Raw genomic sequence first — 26,141 nt, 5'->3', positions numbered from 1 at the left:
ATTCCTTTTTATTGAAAACAGACTCTTTAGTTGAAAAAAATTACCGATATTTTTCAAACTCACCAAATATATAAATTTTTGAATAAGAAAAACAACTGTAAGACAATATTGTACAATAAAATTTTAAAAAAACCTTATTGTTGTGTTAATTTTTTCTTTAAAAAGCCAAATATACTTATTCAAAGGATATAACTTCACTAAATTTGCAAAAAATCACAAAAATCATGTTGAAAGTAACAATAAAAGAAACACAGAATCCTGCCATAATGAAGTTTGAATTTCCTGAATTCATCTCCAGAAATCAGAATTTTGAATTCAAAAACATAGACGAAACCGCACCGTCCCCATTGGCAAAACAATTGTTTTACCTTCCGTTTGTAAAAACCGTTTACATCTCTGGAAATTTTATTGCCATCGAGAAATTTTCGATTGTGGAATGGAATGAAGTAAAAGAATTGTTAGCCGAACAAATTGAAACATTTGTGGATAAAGGCGGAAAAATTCTAAACATCGAAGAATCAGCGAACAAAAAAGTTCCGGTAACCGTTTACAGTGAAACCACTCCTAACCCATCGGTGATGAAATTCGTGGCCAGTAAAATGCTTACCAAAACTGCGGTGGAATGCAAAAATATCGATGAGACAGCTGCAGCGCCTATCGCAAAAGAACTTTTCAGTTTCCCGTTTGTAAAAGAAGTTTTCATCGACGAAAATTACGTTTCCATTTCCAAATACGATGTTGCCGAATGGATGGAAATCACACAGGAAATCCGTTCGTTCATTAAAATGTATATCGAAGAAGGAAAAACCGTTATCGATGAAACGCAGCTCGTAAAAACAGCCAATCACGAAAAACAACAGGAAGAATATTTCGACAAACTGGATACCACTTCCCAACAAATCATCAATATTTTGGAAGAATATGTAAAACCGGCCGTACAATCCGATGGCGGAAACATTGCCTTCCAATCGTTTGATGAAAAAGAAAAAAGAGTAAAAGTTGTACTACAAGGCGCCTGCAGCGGATGTCCTTCTTCGACCTTTACCCTTAAAAACGGAATCGAGAACATGTTAAAAGAAATGCTTCACGATCAAGAAATCAAAGTGGAAGCAGTGAACGGATAATTCCAACCGTTGCTCTAAAATTTCCCCATAGAATTGTTTTTCAGGAAATTACGCTCTAATTTTAATAGTTAGAACCTTAAAAAACAACATATTATGGGAGTAATGAAAGTTATCGAAATTCTATCCAGTTCCGATGTGAGCTGGGAAGAAGCCACAAGAAAAGGCGTTGCAGAAGCATCCAAAACCTTAAAACACATTCGTTCCGCATATGTTCAGGAACAAAGTGCCGTGGTAAACGAAGATGGAAAAGTAACCGAATACCGTGTGAACCTGAAACTGTCTTTTGAAATCAAATAATTTTAAGAAATCACCGTATCTTTAAGCGTTCAAATTTTTGGACGCTTTTTTTTATACTTCTTATGAACGAATTACAACATGAAACCAGTCCGTACCTATTGCAACACGCCAACAATCCGATTCATTGGAAAGCCTGGAACGATACCTCGCTAAAAGCCGCAAAAAACGAAAACAAACTCATCATTGTCAGTATTGGCTATTCCGCATGCCATTGGTGTCACGTAATGGAACATGAAAGTTTTGAAGACGAAACTGTTGCCAGGGTAATGAATGCAAACTTCATTTCGATAAAAGTCGACCGTGAAGAACGACCGGATGTCGATGCCGTTTACATGAAAGCCGTGCAACTAATGACCAAACAGGGCGGATGGCCTTTAAACGTGGTTTGTTTGCCCGACGGACGACCGGTTTGGGGCGGCACGTACTTCAAAAAGGACAACTGGATGGATATTCTCGGGCAATTACAAAACTTATATACAACAGAACCCGAGCGCATGATGGAATATGCCGAGAAACTCCATCAGGGCATTCAGATTCTGGGTATAGTGGAGAAAAATCATTCCGAAGCAAAAAGCAATCCCAACAACATCAAACCTTTAGTCGAAAAATGGTCTAAAAGTTTCGACTGGGAATTTGGCGGTTATGCCCGAGCCCCGAAATTTATGATGCCCAACAATTATCTGTTTTTACAACGATACGGTTATCAAACACAATCAAAGGACTTACTTGAATTTGTCGACTTAACCCTGACGCGGATGGCCTACGGAGGTTTGTTCGACACAGTGGACGGCGGATTTTCAAGATATTCGGTCGACATGCGTTGGCACGTGCCTCATTTCGAAAAAATGCTGTACGACAACGGACAACTGATTTCGTTGTATTCCGAAGCGTATAAAAGAACTCAGAATCCACTTTATAAGAACGTTATTGAAAAAACACTGACTTTCGTGGAACGCGAATTATACAATTCGGACAATGCTTTTTATTCGGCGCTTGACGCGGATAGCCTTAATGAAGTCGGCGTTTTGGAAGAAGGCGCTTTTTATGTCTGGAAAAAAGAGCAATTGCAACAGCTATTGAAAGAGGATTTTGAAATGTTCGCAGCCCTTTTCAACGTGAACGATTTCGGCTATTGGGAACACGACAATTATGTTTTGATTCAGAGTCAATCTGCCGAAACCATCGCATCGCAATTCGGCTTGACCGAAAACGAACTACTCGATAAAAAGAAAAACTGGGAACAACTCCTTTTCAACGAAAGAGAAAAACGCCCAAAACCACGATTGGACGACAAATCCCTAACCTCGTGGAATGCGATTATGCTCAAAGGCTATGTCGACGCTTATACTGCATTGGGCCACGAACATTATCTTACCGTCGCAAAGAAAAATGCGCAATTTATCACCGACAAACAATGGTCTACCGATGGGTTTCTTTGGCATTCCTATAAAAACGGCAAAAGTACCATCACCGGTTTTCTGGAAGATTATGCTTTTGTCATCGAAGCTTTTATTGCCTTGTATCAGGCTACTCTGGAAGAATCGTATTTACATCAGGCCAAACAACTGATCGATTATTGCTTAGAACATTTTTACGACGAAGAAAAACAGTTTTTCACCTTTACTTCACGTGATGGAGAACAACTGATTGCTCCGCATTTTGAAACCGAAGACAATGTGATTCCGGCATCCAATTCGGTCATGGCGAATAATTTATATGTGCTGGGTATTTTGTTCCACAACGGTTATTACGAAAAAACCGCACTGCAGATGTTGCATCACATGATTCCGAATATGGATTATGCTTCGGCGTATTCGAACTGGCTGAACCTTTGGCTGAATCAATCGGATGACAATAAAGAACTGGCCGTTTGCGGAAAAAATGCTTTGGAAAACATCCGAAAAATACAAGCTGAATATTTACCAAACATTATACTTGCCGGATCCACAAAAGCATCCGAACTACCTTTTTTGCAAAGTCGGTTTGACGAACAAAATCTTCTGTTTTATATTTGCCAAAATAAAAACTGTTTGCTGCCCAACACTTCATTAGAAACCACAGTAGCAGCACTGAAAATTAGCTAAAAGCCATGGAAGTAGAAAAAATGAACAACTTTTTTGTGCATTATTTTAATGTACTGATTGATTATTCCCCGAGAGTAGTATCGGCAATTTTAATCGCGTTGATTGGTATTTGGGGGATTAAGATCTTCCGTAAAGTCGCAGAACGCATCATGGTCAAACGCGAGCTGGAGCCGACCGTAATTCAGTTCATCTCTGATATTTTAATCTGGGGCGCCCGAATCTTGCTTTTTGTAACAGTTATTTCCCGACTCGGAATCGAAACCACGTCTTTCGTTGCCATTTTTGGAGCCATCGGTTTGGCCGTGGGGATGTCGTTGCAGGGTTCGTTATCCAATTTTGCGGGCGGAATGCTGATTATCATGTTCAAACCGTTTAAGGTGGGCGACAACATCGAAGCGCAGGGCGAAACCGGAAAAGTGATGGAAATTCATATTTTCACTACCAAAATCCTCACGGCACAAAATCAGATTATTTATATTCCTAATGGTGTTTTATCCAACGGGAAAATCAAAAACTTCTCTCAAAAGAACATGCGTCGCAGTGATTTGATTGTACGCACCGGTTATGATTCGGACATCAAAGTCGTAAAAAACGAATTGGAATCGATTGTAAAAAACCATCCAAAAGTACTGAAATCACCGGCTCCGGAAGTCACGGTAAACGAACTTACAGATGCTACCGTTAATTTCGCCGTTAGGGTTTGGGTAAAGAATGCCGATTTATCTTCGGTGAATTCCGATATCCTGGAACAGAGTAAAAGTATTGTTAAGCTTTAGCTTTGGTAGTCATCACAAAGTCTTTCAGATAAAAAGGTTCAAAATAAGCGACATCCACAAAGTCGCTTTTTTTGTACTTTTCAAAAGACATCAGACTCATTTCGTTGGAAGACGGATATACAACTTCGTCATGATACACAACCTTTTCGGAATGCAAAACTTCTTTGCATTTCATCGCGCCATCACCAACCAAATGGATTGTCTCCGACACCTCTGAATACGTTGTATCGTCAATTATTTCGGCTTTTGTATCGCGTGTTTTGGCATAACTCTTATCAAAAAAAGCAGTAAAAACTTCCATGCGACGGGCATCAATCATCGGAACAATAACGCCGCTTTCAATAGTAATTTTGCGCGCCAAGGCTTCTAAAGTATCCACAGCAATCAGCGGAATGTTCAGCGAATAAGACAATCCTTTTGCCGCGGAAACCCCAATGCGCAATCCGGTATAAGAACCCGGACCCTGACTTACCGCTACGGCTTTCAAATCCTGAAAAGTGATTCCGGCTTTCTGCAAAGCTTCTTCAATGAAAAGATGCAGCTTTTCGGCATGGGAATACCCTTCCTCCGCCACTTCAATGCAAACAATCGTTTTTCCTTGGTTGGCAACGGTTACCGAACAATTTTTAGTTGCCGTTTCGATATTTAAAATGTAGGCCATGAGTTTAAAATTATTGGCAAAGATACGGTTTAGAATTAAAAAAGGCCTTCAGTAAAACCGAAAGCCTTTATGTTATGCTTTTTTATCCTTTTCCTTTTCTTCGGAATCTTTTTTCTTAATGGTGACTTTATCGTCCGGATTCAATTCTTTGGTTACCGTTGTGTACGGACCGATGATGATCACGTCGCCTTTTTTCAAACCGCTTACCACTTCGATATTGGTATCGTCCTGAATGCCGGTTTTAATCACACGAAGTTTCGCTTTATCGCCAACTTTCACAAAAACACATTCGTATTTTTTATCGGTTGAGCCTTTAATTTTTTCCTCTTGTTCTTTTTCCAGTTCTTTCACCACATCTTTTTTAGTCGCTGTAGTATCCGTTTTCATTACCACCGCACTAATAGGCACTGCCAGAACATTTTCTTTTCTTGTGGTAATAATATCAACGGTAGCGGTCATTCCCGGACGGAACGGCGAGAAATTAGCCGGTTTTCCTTCCATTAAATCCATGTAGGATTCTTTCAGAATGCGGACTTTCACTTTAAAATTTGTCACCTGATCTGCAGATGTAGTGGCAACTGAAGAGTTGGAAATACTGGTTACAACCCCTTTGAATTCTTTTTTCAGGTAAGCATCCACTTCAATTTTTGCTTCATCACCGATGCTTATTTTTACGATATCGTTTTCATTCACATCCACTTCCACTTCCATGTTGTTCAGGTTGGCTACACGAAGTAATTCGGTTCCCGCCATTTGTTGGGTTCCTAAAACGCGTTCCCCTAACTCAACATCCAATTTAGAAATGGTTCCGTCAGCCGGAGCATAAATATTGGTTCGATCAAGATTATCGTTGGCTTCTGTTAAACTCGCCGCGGCACTTTTCATGTTAAAATATGCCGATTGCTTGTTCGCTTGTGCCACTTCATAAGCCGCAACCACTTTATCCCATTCCGATTTAGAGATTACGCCTTTTTCAAATAATCTTTTATTTCGATCGTAATTTCCTTTAGCTTCCTTCAGTTGTGCTTCGGCTTGATTTAAACCTGCTTTCGTGGTTGACAATGAGGCCACGGTACGGTTCACCCCCGAAACATAAATATCGCGATTGATTCTCACCAATAAATCCCCTTTCTTAACTTCCTGACCTTCTTTGATGGGCAAATCAATAATTTCCCCCGAAACCATAGAAGCTATTTTGACTTCAACTTCAGGTTGAATTTTTCCGGTTGCCGAAACGGTTTCCACAATGGTTATGGCATCGGTTGTAGCGGTTTCCACTTCTTTACCGGTTTCTTTGTTTCCGATAACACCTTTCTTGCTTAATACAACCAACACTCCGGCTAAAGCCAGTACGCCTCCTAAAATTAAATATTTTGTTTTTGTTGTCATGATTTATTGTTTTGATACAATCGGGATTCCGAAGTAAAATTCTAATATTTTGGTTCTGAAAATATAATCATATTTAGTACGCAATACTTCTGATTGCGCGTTCACATATAACGTTTGTGACTGATTGAAATCAAAGACATTCATCAAGCCAACTTCGTAGCGTTCTTTGGCATAATTAAAAGCCTGTTGTCGGGATTCTAAAGTCGAAACCGCTGCTTCATAGGATTTCAGCGCACCTTTTGTATCCGTATAAGCCGTATAGACCGTACGTTCCAAGTCCAATCCTTTTTGTTCCAGACTAATCTTGGAACGCTCTAATGCCACTTTGGAACGGGCTACATTGTTTCGCACAGAAAAACCGTTTAAAATCGGGACATTAAGTGACACTCCGAAATTATGACCTTTATTATCACTTAATTGTGTAAAAAACGGCAATGGGGCCGCAGTAACAGGTGTTCCGGTCACCGGATCGTACCCTACCACTCTATCTGCATAAGCAACGCGGGAATTAAAACCATAAAATCCCGACAATGACGGTTGGTATCCGCCACGGGCGATTTTTAAATCCCTTTCAGCAATATCCACATTGGTTGCTGCCAGTTTTATATCGGTACGGGTTTCTTTGGCTTTGTCGAAAATCGCTTTCGGATCCTGTAATAAAATAGAGCTTTCTGCAACGGGGGCAGAAGCATCGGCAATATCAAATTCCTGAAAATTCTCCAATTGCAGCAATTGTGCAAGACTTAATTTGGAAATCAGCAGTGCATTTTCTGCAGCAACCAGTCTTTGGTTATCGGTTGCTACTGTTGCTTTCACATCCAACAAATCCCCCCTAGGTACTACTCCGGCATCCACCAACTCCTGAGAACGCTCCAATTGCTTGGTGTCGTAAGCCAACTGCTCTTGTTGCACTTTCAGGTTTTCTTTATTGAAAATAATCTGCAGATATGCATTCACCACATTCAGCGACACATCTTCCTGCATCTTGGTTAATTGATATTTTGAAGCGATTATCGAAAGATTCGCTTTTCGAAGCTGGTTCTGATTTTGCAAGCCTTTATAAATATCGATGTTCGCATTTAAACCACCGGAAGAATATTGTGTGGTTTGCGTTTGCGCCTGATTGGTAACCGGACTGAAGTTCAAACCTATGTTCCAAGAATGATTTGCCTGCGCATTAATTGTTGGCAAGAAATTACCAATGGCATCTCTTTTCGAGATATCCGACAGCTGCTGGTCTAAAGTTGTATTTTTGATGGAAATGTTTTTCTCCATGGCATAATTCACACATTCTTCCAAAGTCCACTTTTTAGTTTGGGCTTTCGACTGAAAGGAAACGAGCAATAAACCGAAAAACAAGGTCTTAATTGTTGTTGTACTTTTCATATGGTTCTTTTGAAAAGAGAGACACAAAGATATGATATTGCGAGTAATCTCTTATTCTTAAAAAACATAAGACGCATTTCTTTACAAAAAGTTACATTCTTCAATCTATAAAAATTATACTTTTACAGCGTTTTATTAAAAATTCACATGAAAACACTAATAACCACAATAGCTCTTTTGGCATTACTAACAGTATTCATCAGCTGTTCCTCTACCAAAAAGATTGAGGCACTGAAACCACTGCCGAGCGACAACACACCAACCGTTTATAAAACTACCACTTCCTACATCAATATGCCGGTAGAAGTTCCACTGAAAGAAATTGAGAACCAACTCAACAAAGCACTTTCGGGACTGATTTACAACGACAGTATCATGGAAGACGACAAGACCGAGATGAAAATCTGGAAACAGGCCCCTATAAAACTGACGGAAAAAAACGGTAAAATTCAATCCGAGATTCCGATGAAAATCTGGGCAAAAGTAAAATACGGGTCCGATTATCTTGGACTGAACGACATTCGGGAAATCAACCTAAACGGAACCATAACGCTTTTAAGTGATGCAAGGCTTTCGAACTGGAAACTAACCACGACATCGGAAATTCAGGATTTCGAGTGGAGTGAAAGTCCGTCGATTGTCGTAGCCGGAAGAAATGTTCCGATAACCTATCTGGTAAATCCAACCCTGCGTATTTTCAAAGCTAAAATTGCCAAAAAAATTGACGACGCCATTAACAAAACAACTGATTTCAAGCCAATGGTTTTATCGGTTTTGGAAAAATTAAGCACACCATTTCAAACCAGCGAACAATATGAAACCTGGTTCAAGCTCATTCCTTCTGAATTGTATGTAACCGATGCCGTTCTGTCCAAAAGCAAAATTACCATGGACATGGGACTAAAATGCAGCATGCAAACCATTGTAGGACAACAACCCGCAAATACTTTCAAAAAAGAAGCCATCGTATTAAAACCGGTGAGCAAAATGCCCAACAAAATTGAAGCCACAGTAGCGGCAGTTTCTACCTATGAAAGTGCTTCGCGCATACTAACCAAAAACTTTCAGGGACAAACCTTTGCTTCCGGAAGTCGTAAAATTACAGTGCAAAAAGTCGATTTATGGCACAAAGACGGTAAAATGATTATCGCTTTAGACATGACCGGCAGTATTGACGGCACCATTTATTTGGCGGGATATCCGAATTACAATGCTGTTACCAAAGAAATCTATTTTGATCAACTGGATTATGTTTTAAACACCAAAGGCGTATTAACAAAGACCGCCAATTGGCTTTTAAGCGGTATGATTCTGAAAAAAATCCAAGAGAGTTGTCGCTATTCCATCAAAGGCAATTTAGAAGACGGAAAGAAAAACATGTTACCGTATTTAAACAACTATTCCCCAATGAAAGGTGTTTTTGTAAATGGCGCATTAAATGATTTTGAATTCGACAAAGTAGAACTTACCGATAAAGCCATCATCGCCTTTATTAAAACCTCAGGACAAATGAGCGTGAAAATTGATGGGATGGAATAATTCAAACAGAGCGGTTTGAAGATAGCAGATTTCAGACAATAGATGACACAAACGAAAAAGCAGTTTCTTACGAAACTGCTTTTCATTATTTATTCACTTCCTTTTTCTTTCCGTATTTCAATCGGTAAATTGCAAATCCGATTGCGGCTACCAAGATATAAGGAATTGCCATGAGGTATACAATTCCGTCATTTACGGCGCCTGCCTGCACCCCGGATTCTTCACTTTCCAATGCAGCACGACACATCGCGCATTGTGCTTCAGCTGAAAAGCTAAAAATTAAAAAACCGAGGATTACTATCCAATTCCACTTTTTAATGCGCATAATACGGAGAAATCATTAGGTAAACAACAACACCGGTTACCGCCACATACAACCATAACGGGAATGTGATTTTAGCAATTTTCTTATGTCGTTCAAAACTATTCGAAATTGCTCTTACATAAGTAATCAATACAAAAGGGATAATGATAATGGAAAGCAGGATGTGCGTTACCAGAATAAAATAATAGACATATTTTACAATTCCTTCTCCGCCAAATTTAGTCGAATCTGATGTCATGTGATACGCCACATACATTCCCAAAAAGGCAACGGAACAGGCAATAGCAGTTTTCATTAGTCTCTCATGCAGACTTCTTTTCCCATTCTTAACAGCCCAAACAGCTGCGACCAACAATACTGCCGTAATCGCGTTTATTGTAGCGTAAATGGGCGGTAAAAACGATAACGGTTCCACATCATAACCCAATTTTCTTAAATTCACTCCAAACAGCAACGCCACCACCAAAGGAATGGCAACTGATAAAACGACAATCCACTTGTTGTATTTCTTTTCTACAGCATTTTCCATCTATTCTTCCAATAATTTTTTAATATCTTCTTTTAACATATCAATCCCGGCTTGTTCCAATCCGTCGTAATACAAAATCGGATTATCAAACTGATCTCTACGGCAACGAATATTTCCTTCTTTGTCGATTAAGGCAAACATTCCGGAATGCTCAAATCCGCCATTTACATTTTTATTTTCGGCAGCGTACAAATTGAAACCCGTTTGTGCCAGTTTGTAAATGTACTCTTTATCACCGGTCAGAAAATGCCAATTGTAATGCTTTACGCCCAATTCCTCGGCATGCTTTTTCAAATGTTCCGGAGTGTCGGTTGCAGGATCAATGGTAATCGATGCAATGCCGAAATCCGGTTTTCCGTAGAATTCTTTTTGCAACTGCAACATGTTCTGGTTCATTTTCGGACAAATGGTCGGACAGGTGGAAAAGAAAAACTCTACCACATAAACTTTTCCAAGATAATCCTTATCGGAAATCTTTTTATTGTTCTGATCGGTCAACACGAAAGAAGGCACCGGCCCCATGGTATGCAAATCGGATTTTTGAAATTTGGCAATGATTTTCGGCACGGCCCAGATTCCGAACAGCAATACAATGAATGAAATACCTATGTATGATTTGTTTTTCATTACTGCTTATATTTTTCTTTTATTATTTCTTTTCAATGCCAGACGGTACTCGGCCAAAATAATCTTTACATCATCCGCCATTTCATTGTGCAAATCGGCAGCCGAAATGGTATTATAGCCTTCGCGGTACTCTACTTCTCCTTTTTTATTTTTTCCTTTTCGGCCACGAAGGTTCAAATCTTTATCTATAATAAAAACATTAGGTGTTGCCAGATTCTGATTCAATTGCCCCACAAGATTTAGTTTGGCATAAAAAGCCTTGATTTCCTCCGGTTTTGCAAAAACAAAGAACCAGTGCGACAAATCGGATATTCTGCCCAATTCGGCCATCAATTGTTTTGCCTGATCCTGAGTTCCGTCGGGTACCAACATCACCACCTGAAAGTCTTTAAACTCTTTATTCTTGTTGTAAATTTTCTGATCGAGATTGAAAGCATTCCCTTTTTCCTTCAGAATTTCCGTTCCGGGAAATCCGAGAATGGTAATTTTTTCTTTCAGCTGAACAGGTTTTCCGTCTAAAGTTGTCCAAGTGGACAGCTCCGGTACATTCGGGGTTAGCGTTGGTAATTTGGCAAAATTATTAACTCCTGAGGAGAAGAATAAATAGGCACAAATTGGCAAGGCAAACAAAACGGTAAGAACAATATATTTTTTCATTTAAGAATCGGTTTACTTGGGTACAAAAATAAAAAAAGGTACGCAATTGCGTACCCTTTTTATAAGTTAATATGTTATTAAAAAATCCATTTATAATGAGAAGTTTTAAACACATCAAAAACATAATTACCTTCTACTAGTAAGATGAACACTAAATAGAGAATTAGAAACACTAATGGTCCAACTATTGACCATCTTAAATTACTTTTTTCACCTTCCAGGTGCATGAACGCCCACATAATGTAGTACGCTTTAACAACTGTTAATATAATGAATATCCAGTTTAATAAATTCATTGACAAAAGGTTTGTCATATATAAGGAATGTGGCTTGTGAATTCCTAAGAAAACTTCAACGATAGTCACTACCGATAAAAGTCCGAAAACCAACCATATTCTTTTTGTATTCGATTCGTGTGCGTGTCCCATGATACTTCGTTATTATAAAAATTACACTAAATAGAAGAATGTAAATACAAACACCCATACTAAATCTACAAAGTGCCAGTACAATCCAACTTTTTCAACCATTTCATAGCTTCTTCTTTTCTCGTAGGTTCCAAGAATAACATTGAAGAAAATCAAAATGTTAATCATTACCCCTGAGAATACGTGGAATCCGTGGAATCCTGTAATGAAGAAAAAGAAATTCGCAAACAATTTATGTCCGTATTCGTTTCTTTTCAAATTAGCACCTTCAACTACTAATTTAGCTTCCTTCAAACGCTCTAAAGATTGCTCTCTGGTTAAAACGGTTTTCTTTTTGTCTTTGTTCAAATATTCAGAACGGATTAACAAATCCGGATTCGCTTTGAAACCTTCCACAACTTCTTCCACAGAATAAGTAGGAACCGTTTCACCGCTTTCGAACCAAACCCCAAGATTTTTTTCTTTCTGGATTCTTTCTTTAGGCAAATGTGCTGCGAAATCAGCCAAAGCCACTCTTTCTCCTTCTTTGTTTACGAACTGCAGAATAGAACCCCCTTTAGTTTCGATAGCTCCGTGAGAACCCTGAATAAAGTTTTTCCACTCCCATGCCTGAGAGCCCAAGAAGATAAAACCTCCTACGATGGTTAAAAGCATGTAAACTGCAACTTTAGTTTTTTGCAATTTGTGTCCTGCATCTACAGCCAAAACCATAGTCACAGAAGAGAAAATCAATATAAATGTCATTAAGGCCACGTAATACATCGGCGCTTCCACACCATGTAAGAACGGAAAGTGCGTAAACACTTCGTCGGCAATTGGCCAAGTTTCAATAAATTTAAATCTTGAAAAACCGTAGGCTGCTAAAAATCCGGAGAATGTTAAAGCATCTGATACGATAAAAAACCACATCATCATTTTGCCATAACTTGCTCCCATCGGCTCGTTTCCGCCGTCCCAAGTTTTTCCGTTAGTAGCTGTTGTAGTAACTGTCGCTCCCATTGTAAAGTTATTAGTTAAAAAGTTCCCAAATTTACATTTTTTTTCTATTTGTAGAAATAGAAAAATAAAAACAAATACAACCACAAGAAATCAAGAAAGTGCCAAAACATCGCACCAAGCTCTATACCAAGGGTTTGAGTGGAATTGTATTTTTGTTTAAAATGATTATAAATTATAATTAAAAGTGCAAATATACCCCCAACAAGGTGTACAACATGCACAATAACGAAAGCATAAAGAAAGGCAACGGTAATCGTACTGTCTGGTCCTGTTGGCACAAGTCCGTTATTAAACAATTCGTTAAACCCTGAGAACTGAAGCCAAACAAAAGCCAAAGCCAAACCTAAGGTTGCGGTTAAAAACAGCGTTGTCTTACTTCTGTCGTCTTTTTTAATTGAAAGCTTAGCCAAATGAAAAGTAACACTGCTTATCAACAAAACAACGGTACTTATCATAAATGCTTTGGGCACAGCCAAATCACTAATCCAGTCCGGACGCGATTTACTGATAACAAAAGCACTGGTTAATCCTGCAAAAATCATCACCACACTCATCATCCCAAACCAAAGCAGCATCTTATACGATTTTGCTTTTCGTTCATTGTGTTCCTGAATTGACATTTCCATAATTATCTATCGTAAAAATTTATCTATAACGTAAACCAATTGTAACAGCGAAATATATGAAACACTAACCAGCATTAACTTTCTAGCTGCTTTTTCATCCATTTCACGGTATAATTTCACTGCAAAATAAAGCATCCACAACCCCAAAAGGAATACGATTACCGCAGCGATGTAACTCAGTTTCAAGTCGCCCGTAAATCCTAAAACCGGAAGTAGCGAAGCTACAATCAGCCAAATGGTATATAAAATGGTTTGCAATGCTGTTTTCTTATCCTGTTTCCCGGTAGGCAACATAAAGAACCCTGCTTTTTCATAATCTTTATACAAAAACCAGCCGATTGCCCAAAAATGGGGAAACTGCCAGAAAAACTGAATCAAAAACAACGTTCCGGCTTCGATTCCGAAATTATTGGTTGCCGCTACCCATCCTAACATAAACGGTATAGCTCCTGGAAAAGCTCCTACAAATACCGAAAGCGGTGTTATTGTTTTTAAAGGCGTATAAACACTGGTGTAAAGAAAAATGGAAATAGCCCCAAACATAGCTGTTTTAGGATTAATGCTATACAAAATTGCCAAGCCTGTAAGCGTTAGCACCACCCCAAGAATAAACGCATTTTGTTTGCTGGTTCTTCCGGAAGGAAGCGGACGGTTTTTGGTTCGGTCCATCAGAGCATCCAGATCTTTTTCAATAATCTGATTGAAAACATTGGAGGCTCCTACCATGCAATAACCACCGATACCCAACAAAACAAACGTCAGCCATGAGAAAGGAAACTCTTCCGAAACACCAAGAAGATACCCAACTATTGAGGAAAAAACCACACTGATAGCCAATCCGGCTTTTGTGATTTCTTTAAAATCAGTAAGCAACGAGGTTAGTGTTAACGATTTATCTGAAGTATCCAATGCAGTTTTCATTTAAGTCCCATAAACGGTGCGCAAATATACTTCAATTTTTATATTAACTCAAAAGCAATCTCTTAAAATCAAAAACCATCTTCAGTTTTAACAAAAAAGGCAAACTTTCGTCTGCCTTTTCCAATTATTCTTCTAAAATTGTTTTTAAATTTTCAAGTCCGGTTTGCAAAGCGCCCCCAACTTCCTTATCCATATCAAAAGTGAGCAACATAAGATTCATCGGATAATTCATATGCCCTTTGAAACCCCATTTTACCTTTGTTTCATAAAGCCCGGTTTTTTCAGTAATAAAGTAGGCATTGTCTTCGGCCTCGAAAGGTTCTTTGAATCTCAGTTTAAAATCAATGCGCTTATTCTCATCTATACCGACTATTTCCTGCTCCCCTTTTCCCACTTCTTTATTGGTACTTTCCCAGGATGCAATAAAACCTACCTGGCCATCAGTCCCTTTGTATTCCTTTTTAGCATTCGGATCTTTTTTATTCCAAACACTGAAGTTGTCCTGATTTTTCACCATTTTTAAATAATGAAATACATCGTCTTGCGAACGATGAATCACAACTTCCTTTTCAACCGCATAATCTTTTTTAAGAAACAAACCAGCGATTAACAAAATTGCAAGTACTGCAACAACGAACAATAGTAGTTTTTTTTAAAATTCCCATACACTTATTTTTTTTAGTTGATTTTTAAATGTACGAAATATTTTCTTAAATACCGCTAAAAATCATAATACCAGTTAAATAGGTCGGAACGAAGTCCAATAGAAAACCACACGGTATTAGACTTCTGAATATTTAAAGTTGCAGATGCCACTTCTTTGGTAGGATCGAAATTACGGTAAATCAGATTTCCAAATACCTTCAGATTCATCGTCGGATTTACCACATATCCAGCCTGCAAATCGGCAATCATGATGGTTGTTTTGTTTCCTTGTCCAACTTTCACCCCGGTGTCCGAATAACGCTCAACATCATATTCGCGATAAATATCACCACCATAATTAGAATTAGGAATTGGATTATTTTCTGGATCTATAGATTTCGCATAATCAAATCCTTTAATCCCGTAAACCAGTTTTGCATCGGCAAACAACCTTCCTTTATAATAACGCCCAATAGCTACAAATTCACGGAAGTTAGCACCCCATAAATGACCCATACTCTGGTTGTTATGGGCGTAATTGGTAATGGCCCTACTATGGGAATACACATAAGGGCGTACATGGTTGTACTCCGCCTGAAGCAATAAGTTTTTGATCTTAAATGCGTCGTAATATTTTGCCCCCAATTGATATCCGAATTTATTTTTCCAGCTTTGGTTACCGCCTTTCATGTCGCCCAATGAAAATTCATCCAACAAAAACTGGCCGTACAGATTTACTTTACTGTTCCATTTGTATTTTGAGGTAAGACCCAATGTTGCGTTACCGCTTCGGGAAGAAGAAGCAAACTCGACCGTTCGATAAAAAATAATTGGATTGACAAAGTTCATATCGAAGCCTCTATTGTTGGTATTAGTCCAGATTACCGACTCGAATAACCCGATATTCAAACGTTTTGAAGCATTCCAACTCAAATAATGATTTGCCATGTATTTGGACGCGTAGGTGCCGTCAACGGTTACAGTATCACGAACATCTTTCAGCCACATATAGGTGTTGGTGTATTTAATTTTCCAGAAAGTGGTGTTGATTTTGAAAAACGGGTACGGACTGGCCGCATCACTCGTTAATAAAGAACGATACCCATCACCAATAAAATTTCTGCCGTACCCCAACTGAAGATTAATCATCTTACTGGGTACGTAGGTTATATTTGCCTCCGCTGATGGAAAATCATAAGCATCAGTTTTGAATTCTTTAGCGATTCCGATTCCAGGAATAATGGCCGGATTTCCACCTGAAGGACGAATCGAATTTGCATAATTATTATAATAATCAGCAAAACGTCCCTGACTTTCAAAAATGGAAGTTGAAAAGAACAACTGTTCCCCCAAACCACCTTGAATCTGAATTCCTCGTGTGTTTACGAATGTACTGTTAACCGTTTTACTGCTGAAATCTTTCCCCAGACGGAAATCGAAAATCGGATTCATGGTAAACCAATACTGTTCTCCCTGAATGGCCACCGTATTTTCATTCCATATTTTACGACCAAACCACGAGCTTTTATTCAGCATGTTCTTCTTATACACGCCATTCAAATCATAATATCGGGAAACCTCCGCATAGGAATACGGTTTTGACGCCGTGTGATTGTTGGTTCCTACCTGATTCATGGGCGCATCAAACACTCCGTAATTATTATGGGAAAAAGGAATGTTAAGATGACTCTTGAATTGCGGATTTTCGAATTTTTTATACACGATTTTCTCAAATTCCTTAGACTCGGAATTGGGATCAATCGTATTGTTTTTCATAACATTTTCAACTACCGCTTCTGCTCCGAAAGGCTGCGGTTTTACCAATGGAATGGCTATTTTAACCGAATATTTTGAATACGTAGGTTTTCCGGCATATTGGGAAGGCTCCACTTTAGGCAATTGCGAAAAAACACGTTTGGTTTCATCAACAAGTTCCGGAAAAGCCGCATCAACATACATTACTTTAAAAGCCCCTGTAGTGTCCACTTCGAATAACGCGATAACGCCTCCTTTGTATTTCTTTTCCGCAACAACTTGGGGTACTTTAAAATTGTTATAAATAAAATCCTGAAGTTGATTGTAAAAACAAGCTTCCTGCTGATTCGTGGTTGCCACTTTACAATCGGGAAAAACAGGAAACTGCTCCACCAGATTGGTTTGCGACCTACTCATTTGGCAAAAGCCGAAGAAAAAAAATAACGCTACTAAATATCTCATGTTCTGTTTTTATTGCTTGTCCATACATTTACAGTGCGCTGCAATCCCTTTCGTAATGTATGTTCTAGTATTCGTTTTTGGAAATCTCACCATTGGCAATTGCCTTTGCAGAAGACGTCCCGATTCGTTTCACTCCCAGAGCAATCATCTCTAATGCTTCATCATAGGTTCGAACGCCGCCAGCCGCTTTAACCGGTAACGGAAACGAATTTTCAATCATTAATTTAATTGCAGGTACGGTAGCACCATTGGGCAACCCTCCTTGTGTTTGATAAAAACCGGTAGACGATTTTACAAAAACATTTGCATATTGATCTTCCTTGAAATGAGCCATTACCACATTTTTAATTAAGGCGGAAAGCTGCACAATCTGATGCTCATTTAAAGCAGCCACCTCAATAATCCACTTTACTATTTTATTATGGGCAAGCCCCAAACGGGTACCTTCAAGAACTTGTTTCTTTACCAGATCAATCTCGCCGGCTTTGAACGCTTCATAATCCACCACATAATCCAAATCATCAGCCCCATCTTCAATGGCCTGAGCCGCTTCCTTTAGCTTTTCTTCCAATGTGCTGTTTCCGTTTGGAAAATCAATCACGGTTCCAATAGTAACTTTAGAATTGGCCGCGTTAATTATTTCCCTGGCCATTTCCACCATGTCCGGGCGAATCATGATGAGTTTGAATTTTTCGTCGATTGCTTCCTGAACAAAACCTTTTACCACAGCTGTATTTTCCGCTTTTGTTAAACCGGCTTGTGCTGCTGTTTTTAAATACGTTGAGTCTAAATATTGTCTTATATCCATGGGATAAAAATAAAAAAATCCCACCGAAGTGGGAGATTTATTTACTACTATTTTTAATTGCTTTTCGCTTTCGGATATTTTCCGTGATGCGCAAGACTAAAATGGCCAGTATACTTCCTGAAACATTTGCCGCCACATCGTAAACATCTGCTTTCCTTGAAGCCGTAAAGAGTTCTTGACATCCTTCAATGATTGCACCGTAAACCAGCGCGGAAAAAAGAATAAGAACTGCTTTTTTTACAAAACTCCAATGCGGCATTTCTTTTGTTAAAAACAAAAACCACAAAACAGAAAAAACAAAATAAAAAAACGAATGCACTGATTTGTCTTTACCGGCAATGGAAATATTAGGGACTTCACTTATGCTTATCAGACAAGCTACCGTGATTCCAATGGTCCAAAAAACCGCTAAAAAAAAATTCTTCTTATGCTCCAATTAATTCTTTGTATGCGTCCGCTGATAACAATGCGTCAATTTCCGATGCATCGGAAATTTTAACTTTTACCATCCAGCCTGCTCCGTAAGGATCTGAATTTACTGCTTCAGGAGTAGTTTCCAATTCTTCATTAAATTCGATTATTTCACCGGAAAGCGGTAAAAACAAATCAGAAACCGTTTTCACAGCTTCAACAGTTCCGAAAACCTCATCTTTTGCTAAAGTCTGATCTAATGTTTCCACTTCAACATAAACAATATCTCCTAGTTCTTTTTGCGCAAAATCTGTAATTCCTACAGTTGCAATATCGCCATCAAGGCTTACCCATTCGTGGTCTTTTGTGTACTTTAAATTAGCTGGTATGTTCATTGTGTTTATTTTTATTCGACAAATGTATATTTATTCGGGGTAACTATAAAATGTTTTTCCCTTAATTTCCAAAGTTATATCGCAGCGTAAATCCGGAACGTATATTTGTTATCGGGAAAGTGGTCGAGATAACCGCTTTGGAGAACGAATGATCGTAATAGAAAATCGCTGTCAAGTTTTTACTGAAGGAATAATCGGCGGTGAATTTAATCGACCAGATATTCTGTCCGCCACCCAGCTGATTGTTATCATAATCCAGATAACGCACAATTGTTTTGTTGTTTCGGAACGATACATCGGCTTTCAGATTCAAATCGCTTTTTATTACTCCCGAAGGATCCTCAGCCAGAATCGTACTGAAAATAACATCTTTTACACGGTAACCCAATCCCACGATGTATTCATTTCCTTTCACTTCCGTCAACAAGTTGTTGTCAAAACTTAACGAAAGCGCACGGTCTTTTTTCATTTCGGCTAAAATCTTGAATGAGTTTTTCATCTCAAAATCAAGTCGCACCAAAGGATTGAACTGTTCCACCAGATTGACATTGGAAATGATGGTTTTCACAGGATAATTAACTGTTCCCGAAGCCACCACAGGATCCGGATTTCGATCGTATTCAAAATTCGAACGGAAAGAATTAATCGTATACGACGCACGGTACCCATGCTGCAAAGAGAAACGCTTAAAGTTGTCTTTAAACCATTGGTATCGCATTAATCCGGTATATTTTACATTCCAGTTCGGAATAGGTACGTCACGGAACGGACCCGTTTTTACGTTGGACGCATCAGTGCCCGTATAAGCGGCATAGAACGCCGGAAGCAAAACCGCCTGACTGTTCTTTCCGTACCCTTTAGGGAATCCATCAGCATCAATATTGGCCGGGTTATTAATATCGATTCCCCTACCTATTGCTAATCTGTTAGCCACGATTAAACGATTATTTCGGAAGTCATTAAAAGCCGCCGACATGTTTTCATCACTCTGACTGAATGCCGTTTTTATCAACACCGTTGACATGGAATAATTTCCATAGTTGTATGGCGAACGGGAGTTGTACTGACCGTCAGCAGAAACATCATATTGTTCAGAATAATTCTCACTCAACACTCTATCAGCTGTAATGTCTATTTTAAAATCAGGAAACAATTCCAGCTGTCCGGTTACGTTTAATGTTTTGTTTTTAACCTGAGTAAAATTCTGATTGAATTCCGGATAATAGGTCAACCAACCATTTTTCGCCGCTTCATAACGCACATCTGCCTGACTACCCAAAACGAATCCGACTGTTGGCTTTGAAGTTCCAAGGAAACCAACACGTTGTAGGTAACCCGGAAGCATTGTTCCTTCATTTTGTGTATAATTCATCTGAAGGGTTTTGAGTGACGTTGCCAACCCAATCAATCTTTCGGTTAACAATCCGCGCTCATTCGCCACATTTGTTGGTGCAGCCGCTAACTTCTGCCCCGGTTTTGGCGCTGCAGGTTTCACATTGCCCCCCGGTTGTTTTTTGGTTTTATTTGTAATACCCACATAACGATATAGCATATCCATATTGAACGTGGTATTCAGCTTATGCGATCCTGCATTCTGGATGGTATTCCCCAAAGAATAATTTACTCCGTTATAATCAATGGAAGATAAGGCATCCGATGAACGTTGCCAACTGTAATCACTGGTATAGGAATAGCTGGACTTAATAAAACTCAATGCAGGGATTTTGTTAATCGGCAAATCGTAATTCACAACCAATTGCTGGGTGTGCATGTTTGCTTCTCCGATGTTAAAGTAATCATCCCAAATCGTCAGCTCATCGATTGGTCGTTTATTTTCATCAAAATAATTGCGGACAATATTGTTGGTTGCCACCGTATAATTAAAACGCAATGCTTTGGTAAGGTTATAGTTAAATCCGTAATTGTAATTGAACAAATAATTTCTTCGGTACAATGGATCCAACCCTATTCCTTCAACATCTACCTGACGGAATTCCTGTCTGTTATACTGACGCAATACATTTGTGGAAAACGAAATTGTTGAAGGCAAATAACTGAAGTTAAAATCGCTTAACATCTTCCAATAGCTGCTTTTCTTCATGAATTTCGTATTCTTGAAAGGTTCAACCGATTTAGGTTTGAACGCAAAAGCATAATCGGCGCTACTCTTAACTTGCTGGTCCACCAAACTTTGTATTTGGAAATCATGGTGTTGCATCTCGTTAAAAGAATGCGACAACGTTAGATTTTCCGGATCATAAAAATGCTGTTTCTGATCCTGACTGCGTTCTTTTTTAACTCCGATAAAATTAATACTGGTACGCTTGGTATAATCTATCGCTCGGTTTTTTATATTTTTCTTCTCTGCTTCATCTTGGGTTACATCCAACAATTGCTGCAATTCGATATCCTGATAAAAAGGATCAAATTTTGGGGTTATGGTTTCTTCACCAACGGCATAATTAAACGGTATGGTAATGCCCCATTTTTTAGGAAGCAGTTTCCCTACATTTACGTTAGAAACCACATTATACTGAAACACATCTTCACGGCTTCTTTCGTTTGGTCCTTCTTCCAGTCCTCCGAAACCGATGGTTGATTTCCTTCCGGTAGCAGACACATTGGCAAAATCAGCAAAATTGGTATCCATGTTGGCTACGGCAGCCCAACCGCCTTTATTGTCCATATCCGACATTCGAAGTTCGTTAAACCAAACTTCCCCACGAATTGTTTTACCTGGATTGGTTCGGTTTCGCACCCCAACCATCAACGTTCGCACCAATCCAAAATTCGGATTTCCTTTCACTCCCACACGAAGTAAGTTTTCCTTACCGGCCAAAGAACCGTCAAGATAGTCTTCGTTAACAAATTGAATTCCGTCGGTCAAATCATCATCCGGCGGTAAATTGTTTTGCAAGGCTAATATTTTCAATTGGGTCAGCAAAGACAAGGACAAATCAATCTCATTAGCAACAGGCCATATTTTAGCTGGATCGGTTTCACCAAAAGCAGTTGGTTTCAGCGGAATCTGAATTTCATAGAAATTTTGTGTAAAATCATTTCCGAAACGAATGAACCCGACCATTTCATTATTTTGCAGATCGGTACTTGTTTCAAGAGACTCAGCATGAAGGAACATTCTCAGTTTTTTAAACTGGCGCATGTCTACACTCACATTTTTAAATACCGCACGAGCATCTTTCTCTTCCAAACCACCGCTAGGAGAGCCGTCTTTACTATACACCCGTAAAGAAAGTGACTGTTCATTCTGATTGATAATGGAATTATTATTATTTAATTGTTCACGTTGAACTCCCGGAGGCATCACATACGGAATTGGGCTTCTGCTCCCGTTTTCCTGAATATTCAATGCCGTAACATCAAAACCGGTATTATCATCGGTAACATCCGGATCATTATTATCCATAGAAGAAAGGAAACGTCTCCATTCGCCACGTACCAAATCCAAAGAACCAAAACGCAGTGTCAACTCTTCCTGAAAATCCGAAAGGAACATTCGCATAAAACGTATCGAACGGAAATCGGATATCGATCCTACCGTATTGGCTGCGGTTGCTTCTAGAATAGGAATTTTATACAATACCCATCTTACTTTCGTGGTACCGTTTGCAATCGGAACGGCATCATTAACCCTCGTATCAACTACATAATTCTGACCAATAACAGGATTAGGTGTAATCGGGATTTCGAATTTATAATAAGCATTAATGGTATTCATCGTATTGTCCCGATTAATATCCTCTACATCGGGTAATGTTGAAGAACCTCGATTAGTGTCGGATAATGATACCGGGGAATTCCCTTCAACTCCATTATAATTTTTATAGCGCTCAATAACATTACCGCCGGCACTAAGATAATATTGATAATTGTCTGCAGCAGGGTCGGAACTAGCAGCGAATGTTGGGTATTTAACCGCTTCTTCTGCATCGCTCAAACCGTTAAAACCTAAATCCTGCACAGCTCTGTTACCTTCATTAGAATCAAAAGCATAAATTAACGATTGGGCCGCTGGAATTTTACCCCAGTTGGTCGTGTAAGTCGGCAACGTAGAGCCTACTTCCGGCAATCCGTTTTCATACAATTTTCTACCGTCATTTAAAATATCCTCAGAGATTTCCCCTAAGTTTATGGTTAACTTACCGGTGTTGGTAACCGGTGTTGTGTCTTCAGGGTTTTGTCCGTAATAAGGATCCATCATCCAAAACTGAATGTATTCCACATTGGACTGTTCAAAATTGGTTGAATTAATGGAACGCATGATACCTCCCCAGTTGTCCGTTGGATTGGCCAATGCATTCGTAACAGGATTAGCCAGCGGACTAAAATTGTAAGGCCCTCTTTCTGTGGGATAGTAGGTCATATCCAGAGTACTTACAACTGTTGTTTGCCCTTGGGCAATATCCGTATTAGGGTACAACTCATCACTGTAAATTCGGCGTACTCTGTTGGAACGCAAATCGGCTTCCGAAATACCGTCGGGTCTTTGCGAATCTACATAGAAAATTGGATCTACGGTATACCAAGACAGTTTGGCTCTTTTGTATCCGACAGACAAATCGTCTGAAGGCGGCGTTGCTTCACCGGGAACACCATCCAGATTACCTTCCAATGGTGTACTGGCCAAAGACCAAGCTTGAGGCGCACGCATGTCGATTGTTGATTGTGACCCTTCGAAATCATCAATATAAATAGTGGATTCGCCATTGAATCGATCGTTCTTGGAGTTCCCCGGCATCAAGTAGGCAATTTCCCCACGGAATGACAAATTGGACGGTACATCGGTATCAAGATTTGGTAATTTATTTACCATTCTGGTAAAGAAAGGCACCTCTGTAGAGAAATTACCGTTTAGTCCCACTATCGTATTGTTTACCGATTCCTGACCGTAGTTGGATTTTTGGGTAAACGGTTTTTCCGACATTCTAAGGAAGGTTCCCGACAATTGGAATTTATCACTGAATTTATGTTCAACGTTCAATCCATAGAAACGTCTTGTTTGTTGTCCGAATACCGAGTTATTTTCCACCGAAACCTCGATAGGAGTTGTTGATAAGGACGGATCCAAAATTTGAACACGGCCTCGTTGATAATCAACAGTATAATCGACTCCTTCCACCAAAACACGTCCTCCCGCAGAAACTACAACAGAACCTTGAGGCACATTGAAAGCCCCTATTGAAATCCCATCGCCACCGGTGGATTTGAATTTCCCTTTTAACTGGAACTTATTCTTTTCACTATCCTGAAGGGCTAAAGCCTGTGTTTTCTTATATAAATTTCGGAACACGTATTTCTTTTGGTTATCGTTGAAGGTATTCGTTGTGTTAGCTTCATTATAATCCTCAAAAGGGCTGGTTCGTAATTTATTAAACAACAGCTTACCAAATGGCTCAACCGTAGTAAAGATGATTCGGCCGTTTTGAGGATCAATAGTCATCCCCGGAATAAAATCGAAGAATCCGTCACCACCCTCCTGAGGGTCGTTGGTATAATTTAATTTATCCAGATTGAATACTTTCAACAAAGGCGTACTGGTAACCAGATCCGGACTAGGTAATGGTGCCACTAGATTAATATAATTCAGCGGTGACGGATCGGTATAAACGATATTAAATCGGAAATCCTCTCTAGACAACTGATAAGCGCCCGGAATCTGATAAATATTCTTCATCATTAAATTCCAAACCGGTTGATCTATGTTGTTCAGATTGCTTTTCAGCATCTTAAGCACTAAACTTTGTGTTGTTGGTATTCCGGAACTTACATCGGTTGCATCGACTCCGTCCGTTCCGAATTCCCCTACCTGATAAATCTTATCACCAATCGTATATTGATAGGCAACGGCTAAAACTTCATCATTGGCCAATCGCTGATTAAGAGAAATATACCCCAACTGCGGATGGTAGGTATAATCACTCGGCGACAGCTTCCGAGCATTTTCAAGTTTGGTATAATCTTTCCCTTCGATAGCAGCTACCGGTGCATTAAACCCATTACTTGCAGTAGCCACATCCCGTATTGCTCCATTAAGCAATCCCGGTGCAATACCAATCAATGCAGGATCAAAAAGGTTATTACTGTTGTCACTCGGATTATTAAATTGTGATCCGTTATAAAAATTCGCAAGTCCTTGGTTGTGAACCCCTACTGTAGAGGCGGTGATATCGACACCATCGGCATCGGTAAGTTGTCCTTCCCCCAAATCCTGCAAAGCAATAATATTTCGCAAATTATTATCGGCAGTATTAATACGGTTTTGCTTGTTGGTAATCCAAACTTCGATACGGGTAATCTGAGCACGGCTGCTGATAATCGGATAAGTTTTCATCGCCTCATCATACTTGTTTCGGAAATATTGTGAAAGAAAGTAGTGACGGTCGGTGTCGTAATCCAACGCAAACAATTCGAAATCCTGCAAAGTTCCTCCGCCCTGAGCAGTAACCGACTTGGTTTGGGATTTTTGTTCCGAGAAAACTCCGGTAATGGTTGTTTTTCCGAACTGAAGCTGCATTTTAGCACCAAAAAGACTCTGCGCTCCACGAATTAAGGAACTGTTCAATGGGAAACTCACGTTTCCGACTTCAATTTTTTTAATGATATCGTCTTCGGTTGGCGTATATTCTAATTTGATTAAATTCTGAAATGCGAAAGTGGATTGTGTGTCGTAATTGGCATTCACCATCAATCGTGTCCCCACTTTTCCCTGCAAACTCAAACTGATTCGCTGATCGAAATCGAAGGTTAAACTTTTTCGGTTTCGGGGCGAAAATGACGGATTGTCCTGTTTGGTAAAACGAATGCCCAAGTCCATTTCCACGGAACCTGTTGGTTTCACATCAATAGTATTGCCACCGAAAATGGTTTCAAACAAACCGGAATTCACATAATAACGCGGTAATAAATCTTTTTTAGCTTCTTCGGCTCCGGCCTTTTTTCCGTCTATTGCATCGAGTTTTTTCTGAAAATAATCCCGCATGGATTCACGGGTAAGAAGTTCTTCGTATTCTCGGGGCGTTAATATAATGGGGTAGTTGATATTAAATCCGTCAAACGTTTTGGTATAAATATATCGGTCTGATGCCGGATCATAAGTATAGGCTTCGGTGATGCTTTGCGGATTTCCCAGTTGCAAATGTCCTAAATCTACACCGGTTTTTACGGAATCCTTTACTTCCTCATCTACCTGAGCATGAAGAAAAAAACCAAAAAACAGCAACAGTATGGTTAAACCAAATTTATCGATCTTGAAAATATCTTTAAGGTATTGCGTTTT

At 39.3% G+C, this 26,141-nt stretch carries 22 protein-coding genes; 5 read left to right on the top strand and 17 right to left on the bottom strand.

Translation table 11 applies throughout. The annotated features are described in order from the left end of the window. Positions 1-224 precede the first annotated feature (224 nt). From FCR2A7T_RS07220 to FCR2A7T_RS07205, 4 genes are all read left to right on the top strand, one after another. Positions 225-1,124 (top strand): NifU family protein, encoded by a 900-nt coding sequence (locus tag FCR2A7T_RS07220; RefSeq protein ID WP_023570626.1) that lies wholly within the window; start codon positions 225-227, stop codon positions 1,122-1,124. Between the two features lie 93 nt (positions 1,125-1,217). Next, positions 1,218-1,421 (top strand): dodecin family protein, encoded by a 204-nt coding sequence (locus tag FCR2A7T_RS07215; RefSeq protein WP_023570625.1) that lies wholly within the window; start codon positions 1,218-1,220, stop codon positions 1,419-1,421. Between the two features lie 62 nt (positions 1,422-1,483). Continuing rightward, the gene (locus FCR2A7T_RS07210) at positions 1,484-3,505 is read left to right on the top strand and encodes a thioredoxin domain-containing protein (RefSeq protein ID WP_023570624.1); all 2,022 of its coding nucleotides are present in this window, start codon (positions 1,484-1,486) and stop codon (positions 3,503-3,505) included. A 5-nt stretch (positions 3,506-3,510) separates the two neighbouring features. After that, the gene (locus FCR2A7T_RS07205) at positions 3,511-4,281 is read left to right on the top strand and encodes a mechanosensitive ion channel family protein (RefSeq protein ID WP_023570623.1); all 771 of its coding nucleotides are present in this window, start codon (positions 3,511-3,513) and stop codon (positions 4,279-4,281) included. Here the strand turns inward: FCR2A7T_RS07205 and tsaB are convergent. The 3 genes from tsaB to FCR2A7T_RS07190 all read right to left on the bottom strand — a co-directional run bounded on the left by tsaB (position 4,271) and on the right by FCR2A7T_RS07190 (position 7,717). Next, the gene (gene tsaB, locus FCR2A7T_RS07200; protein ID WP_023570622.1) at positions 4,271-4,942 is read right to left on the bottom strand and encodes a tRNA (adenosine(37)-N6)-threonylcarbamoyltransferase complex dimerization subunit type 1 TsaB; all 672 of its coding nucleotides are present in this window, start codon (positions 4,940-4,942) and stop codon (positions 4,271-4,273) included. The two genes, FCR2A7T_RS07205 and tsaB, sit on opposite strands and share 11 nt — an antisense overlap. A gap of 72 nt (positions 4,943-5,014) precedes the next feature. Continuing rightward, on the bottom strand, positions 5,015-6,331 hold the full coding sequence (locus FCR2A7T_RS07195) for an efflux RND transporter periplasmic adaptor subunit (protein WP_023570621.1): 1,317 nt from the start codon (positions 6,329-6,331) through the stop codon (positions 5,015-5,017). A gap of 3 nt (positions 6,332-6,334) precedes the next feature. After that, positions 6,335-7,717, bottom strand: a complete 1,383-nt coding sequence (locus FCR2A7T_RS07190) for a TolC family protein (RefSeq protein WP_023570620.1) — start codon at positions 7,715-7,717, stop codon at positions 6,335-6,337. 147 nt (positions 7,718-7,864) lie between these two features. Between FCR2A7T_RS07190 and FCR2A7T_RS07185 the strand changes: the two genes are divergently transcribed. Continuing rightward, positions 7,865-9,256, top strand: a complete 1,392-nt coding sequence (locus tag FCR2A7T_RS07185) for a DUF4403 family protein (RefSeq protein WP_023570619.1) — start codon at positions 7,865-7,867, stop codon at positions 9,254-9,256. An 85-nt stretch (positions 9,257-9,341) separates the two neighbouring features. Here FCR2A7T_RS07185 and FCR2A7T_RS07180 read toward each other — a convergent pair whose 3' ends face one another. From FCR2A7T_RS07180 to sov, 14 genes are all read right to left on the bottom strand, one after another. After that, on the bottom strand, positions 9,342-9,581 hold the full coding sequence (locus FCR2A7T_RS07180; protein ID WP_035117737.1) for a hypothetical protein: 240 nt from the start codon (positions 9,579-9,581) through the stop codon (positions 9,342-9,344). Then, the gene (locus FCR2A7T_RS07175) at positions 9,571-10,110 is read right to left on the bottom strand and encodes a DUF420 domain-containing protein (protein ID WP_023570617.1); all 540 of its coding nucleotides are present in this window, start codon (positions 10,108-10,110) and stop codon (positions 9,571-9,573) included. Before FCR2A7T_RS07175 ends, FCR2A7T_RS07180 begins: the two co-directional genes overlap by 11 nt. Next, entirely contained in the window at positions 10,111-10,737 is a 627-nt protein-coding gene (locus FCR2A7T_RS07170) for an SCO family protein (protein ID WP_023570616.1), read from the bottom strand. It lies immediately after the preceding gene. Positions 10,738-10,743: 6 nt separating this feature from the next. After that, complete coding sequence (locus FCR2A7T_RS07165; RefSeq protein ID WP_023570615.1) at positions 10,744-11,394, bottom strand: hypothetical protein; 651 nt, start codon at positions 11,392-11,394, stop codon at positions 10,744-10,746. 77 nt (positions 11,395-11,471) lie between these two features. Continuing rightward, positions 11,472-11,822 (bottom strand): cytochrome C oxidase subunit IV family protein, encoded by a 351-nt coding sequence (locus tag FCR2A7T_RS07160; RefSeq protein WP_035117734.1) that lies wholly within the window; start codon positions 11,820-11,822, stop codon positions 11,472-11,474. Positions 11,823-11,843: 21 nt separating this feature from the next. Further along, entirely contained in the window at positions 11,844-12,821 is a 978-nt protein-coding gene (locus tag FCR2A7T_RS07155; RefSeq protein ID WP_023570614.1) for a cytochrome c oxidase subunit 3, read from the bottom strand. A gap of 44 nt (positions 12,822-12,865) precedes the next feature. After that, positions 12,866-13,447 (bottom strand): cytochrome c oxidase subunit 3, encoded by a 582-nt coding sequence (locus FCR2A7T_RS07150; RefSeq protein WP_023570613.1) that lies wholly within the window; start codon positions 13,445-13,447, stop codon positions 12,866-12,868. Positions 13,448-13,453: 6 nt separating this feature from the next. Further along, positions 13,454-14,368: a heme o synthase gene (cyoE, locus tag FCR2A7T_RS07145; protein ID WP_023570612.1), complete on the bottom strand. Its 915-nt coding sequence runs from the start codon at positions 14,366-14,368 to the stop codon at positions 13,454-13,456. A 124-nt stretch (positions 14,369-14,492) separates the two neighbouring features. Further along, positions 14,493-15,008: an SRPBCC family protein gene (locus FCR2A7T_RS07140; protein ID WP_023570611.1), complete on the bottom strand. Its 516-nt coding sequence runs from the start codon at positions 15,006-15,008 to the stop codon at positions 14,493-14,495. Positions 15,009-15,088: 80 nt separating this feature from the next. Continuing rightward, the gene (locus FCR2A7T_RS07135) at positions 15,089-17,230 is read right to left on the bottom strand and encodes a hypothetical protein (protein WP_023570610.1); all 2,142 of its coding nucleotides are present in this window, start codon (positions 17,228-17,230) and stop codon (positions 15,089-15,091) included. 64 nt (positions 17,231-17,294) lie between these two features. Beyond that, positions 17,295-18,038 (bottom strand): deoxyribose-phosphate aldolase, encoded by a 744-nt coding sequence (gene deoC, locus FCR2A7T_RS07130; protein WP_023570609.1) that lies wholly within the window; start codon positions 18,036-18,038, stop codon positions 17,295-17,297. 37 nt (positions 18,039-18,075) lie between these two features. Beyond that, positions 18,076-18,474 carry a VanZ family protein gene (locus tag FCR2A7T_RS07125; RefSeq protein ID WP_035117731.1) on the bottom strand — a complete coding sequence of 133 codons (399 nt, stop codon included), beginning with the start codon at positions 18,472-18,474 and terminating at the stop codon, positions 18,076-18,078. Continuing rightward, positions 18,464-18,844 (bottom strand): glycine cleavage system protein GcvH, encoded by a 381-nt coding sequence (gene gcvH / locus FCR2A7T_RS07120; protein ID WP_023570607.1) that lies wholly within the window; start codon positions 18,842-18,844, stop codon positions 18,464-18,466. Before gcvH ends, FCR2A7T_RS07125 begins: the two co-directional genes overlap by 11 nt. Positions 18,845-18,905: 61 nt before the next feature. Then, positions 18,906-26,111, bottom strand: coding sequence for a T9SS outer membrane translocon Sov/SprA (sov, locus tag FCR2A7T_RS07115; RefSeq protein WP_035117832.1), 7,206 nt, complete (start codon positions 26,109-26,111; stop codon positions 18,906-18,908). Between the last annotated feature and the right edge of the window lie 30 nt (positions 26,112-26,141).

It is taken from the genome of Flavobacterium cauense R2A-7, from assembly GCF_000498475.1.
GTDB classification, from domain to species: Bacteria; Bacteroidota; Bacteroidia; order Flavobacteriales; family Flavobacteriaceae; genus Flavobacterium; species Flavobacterium cauense.
The sequence above is the reverse complement of the archived record's forward strand: the minus strand, read 5'-3'. Positions and strand labels throughout refer to the sequence as shown.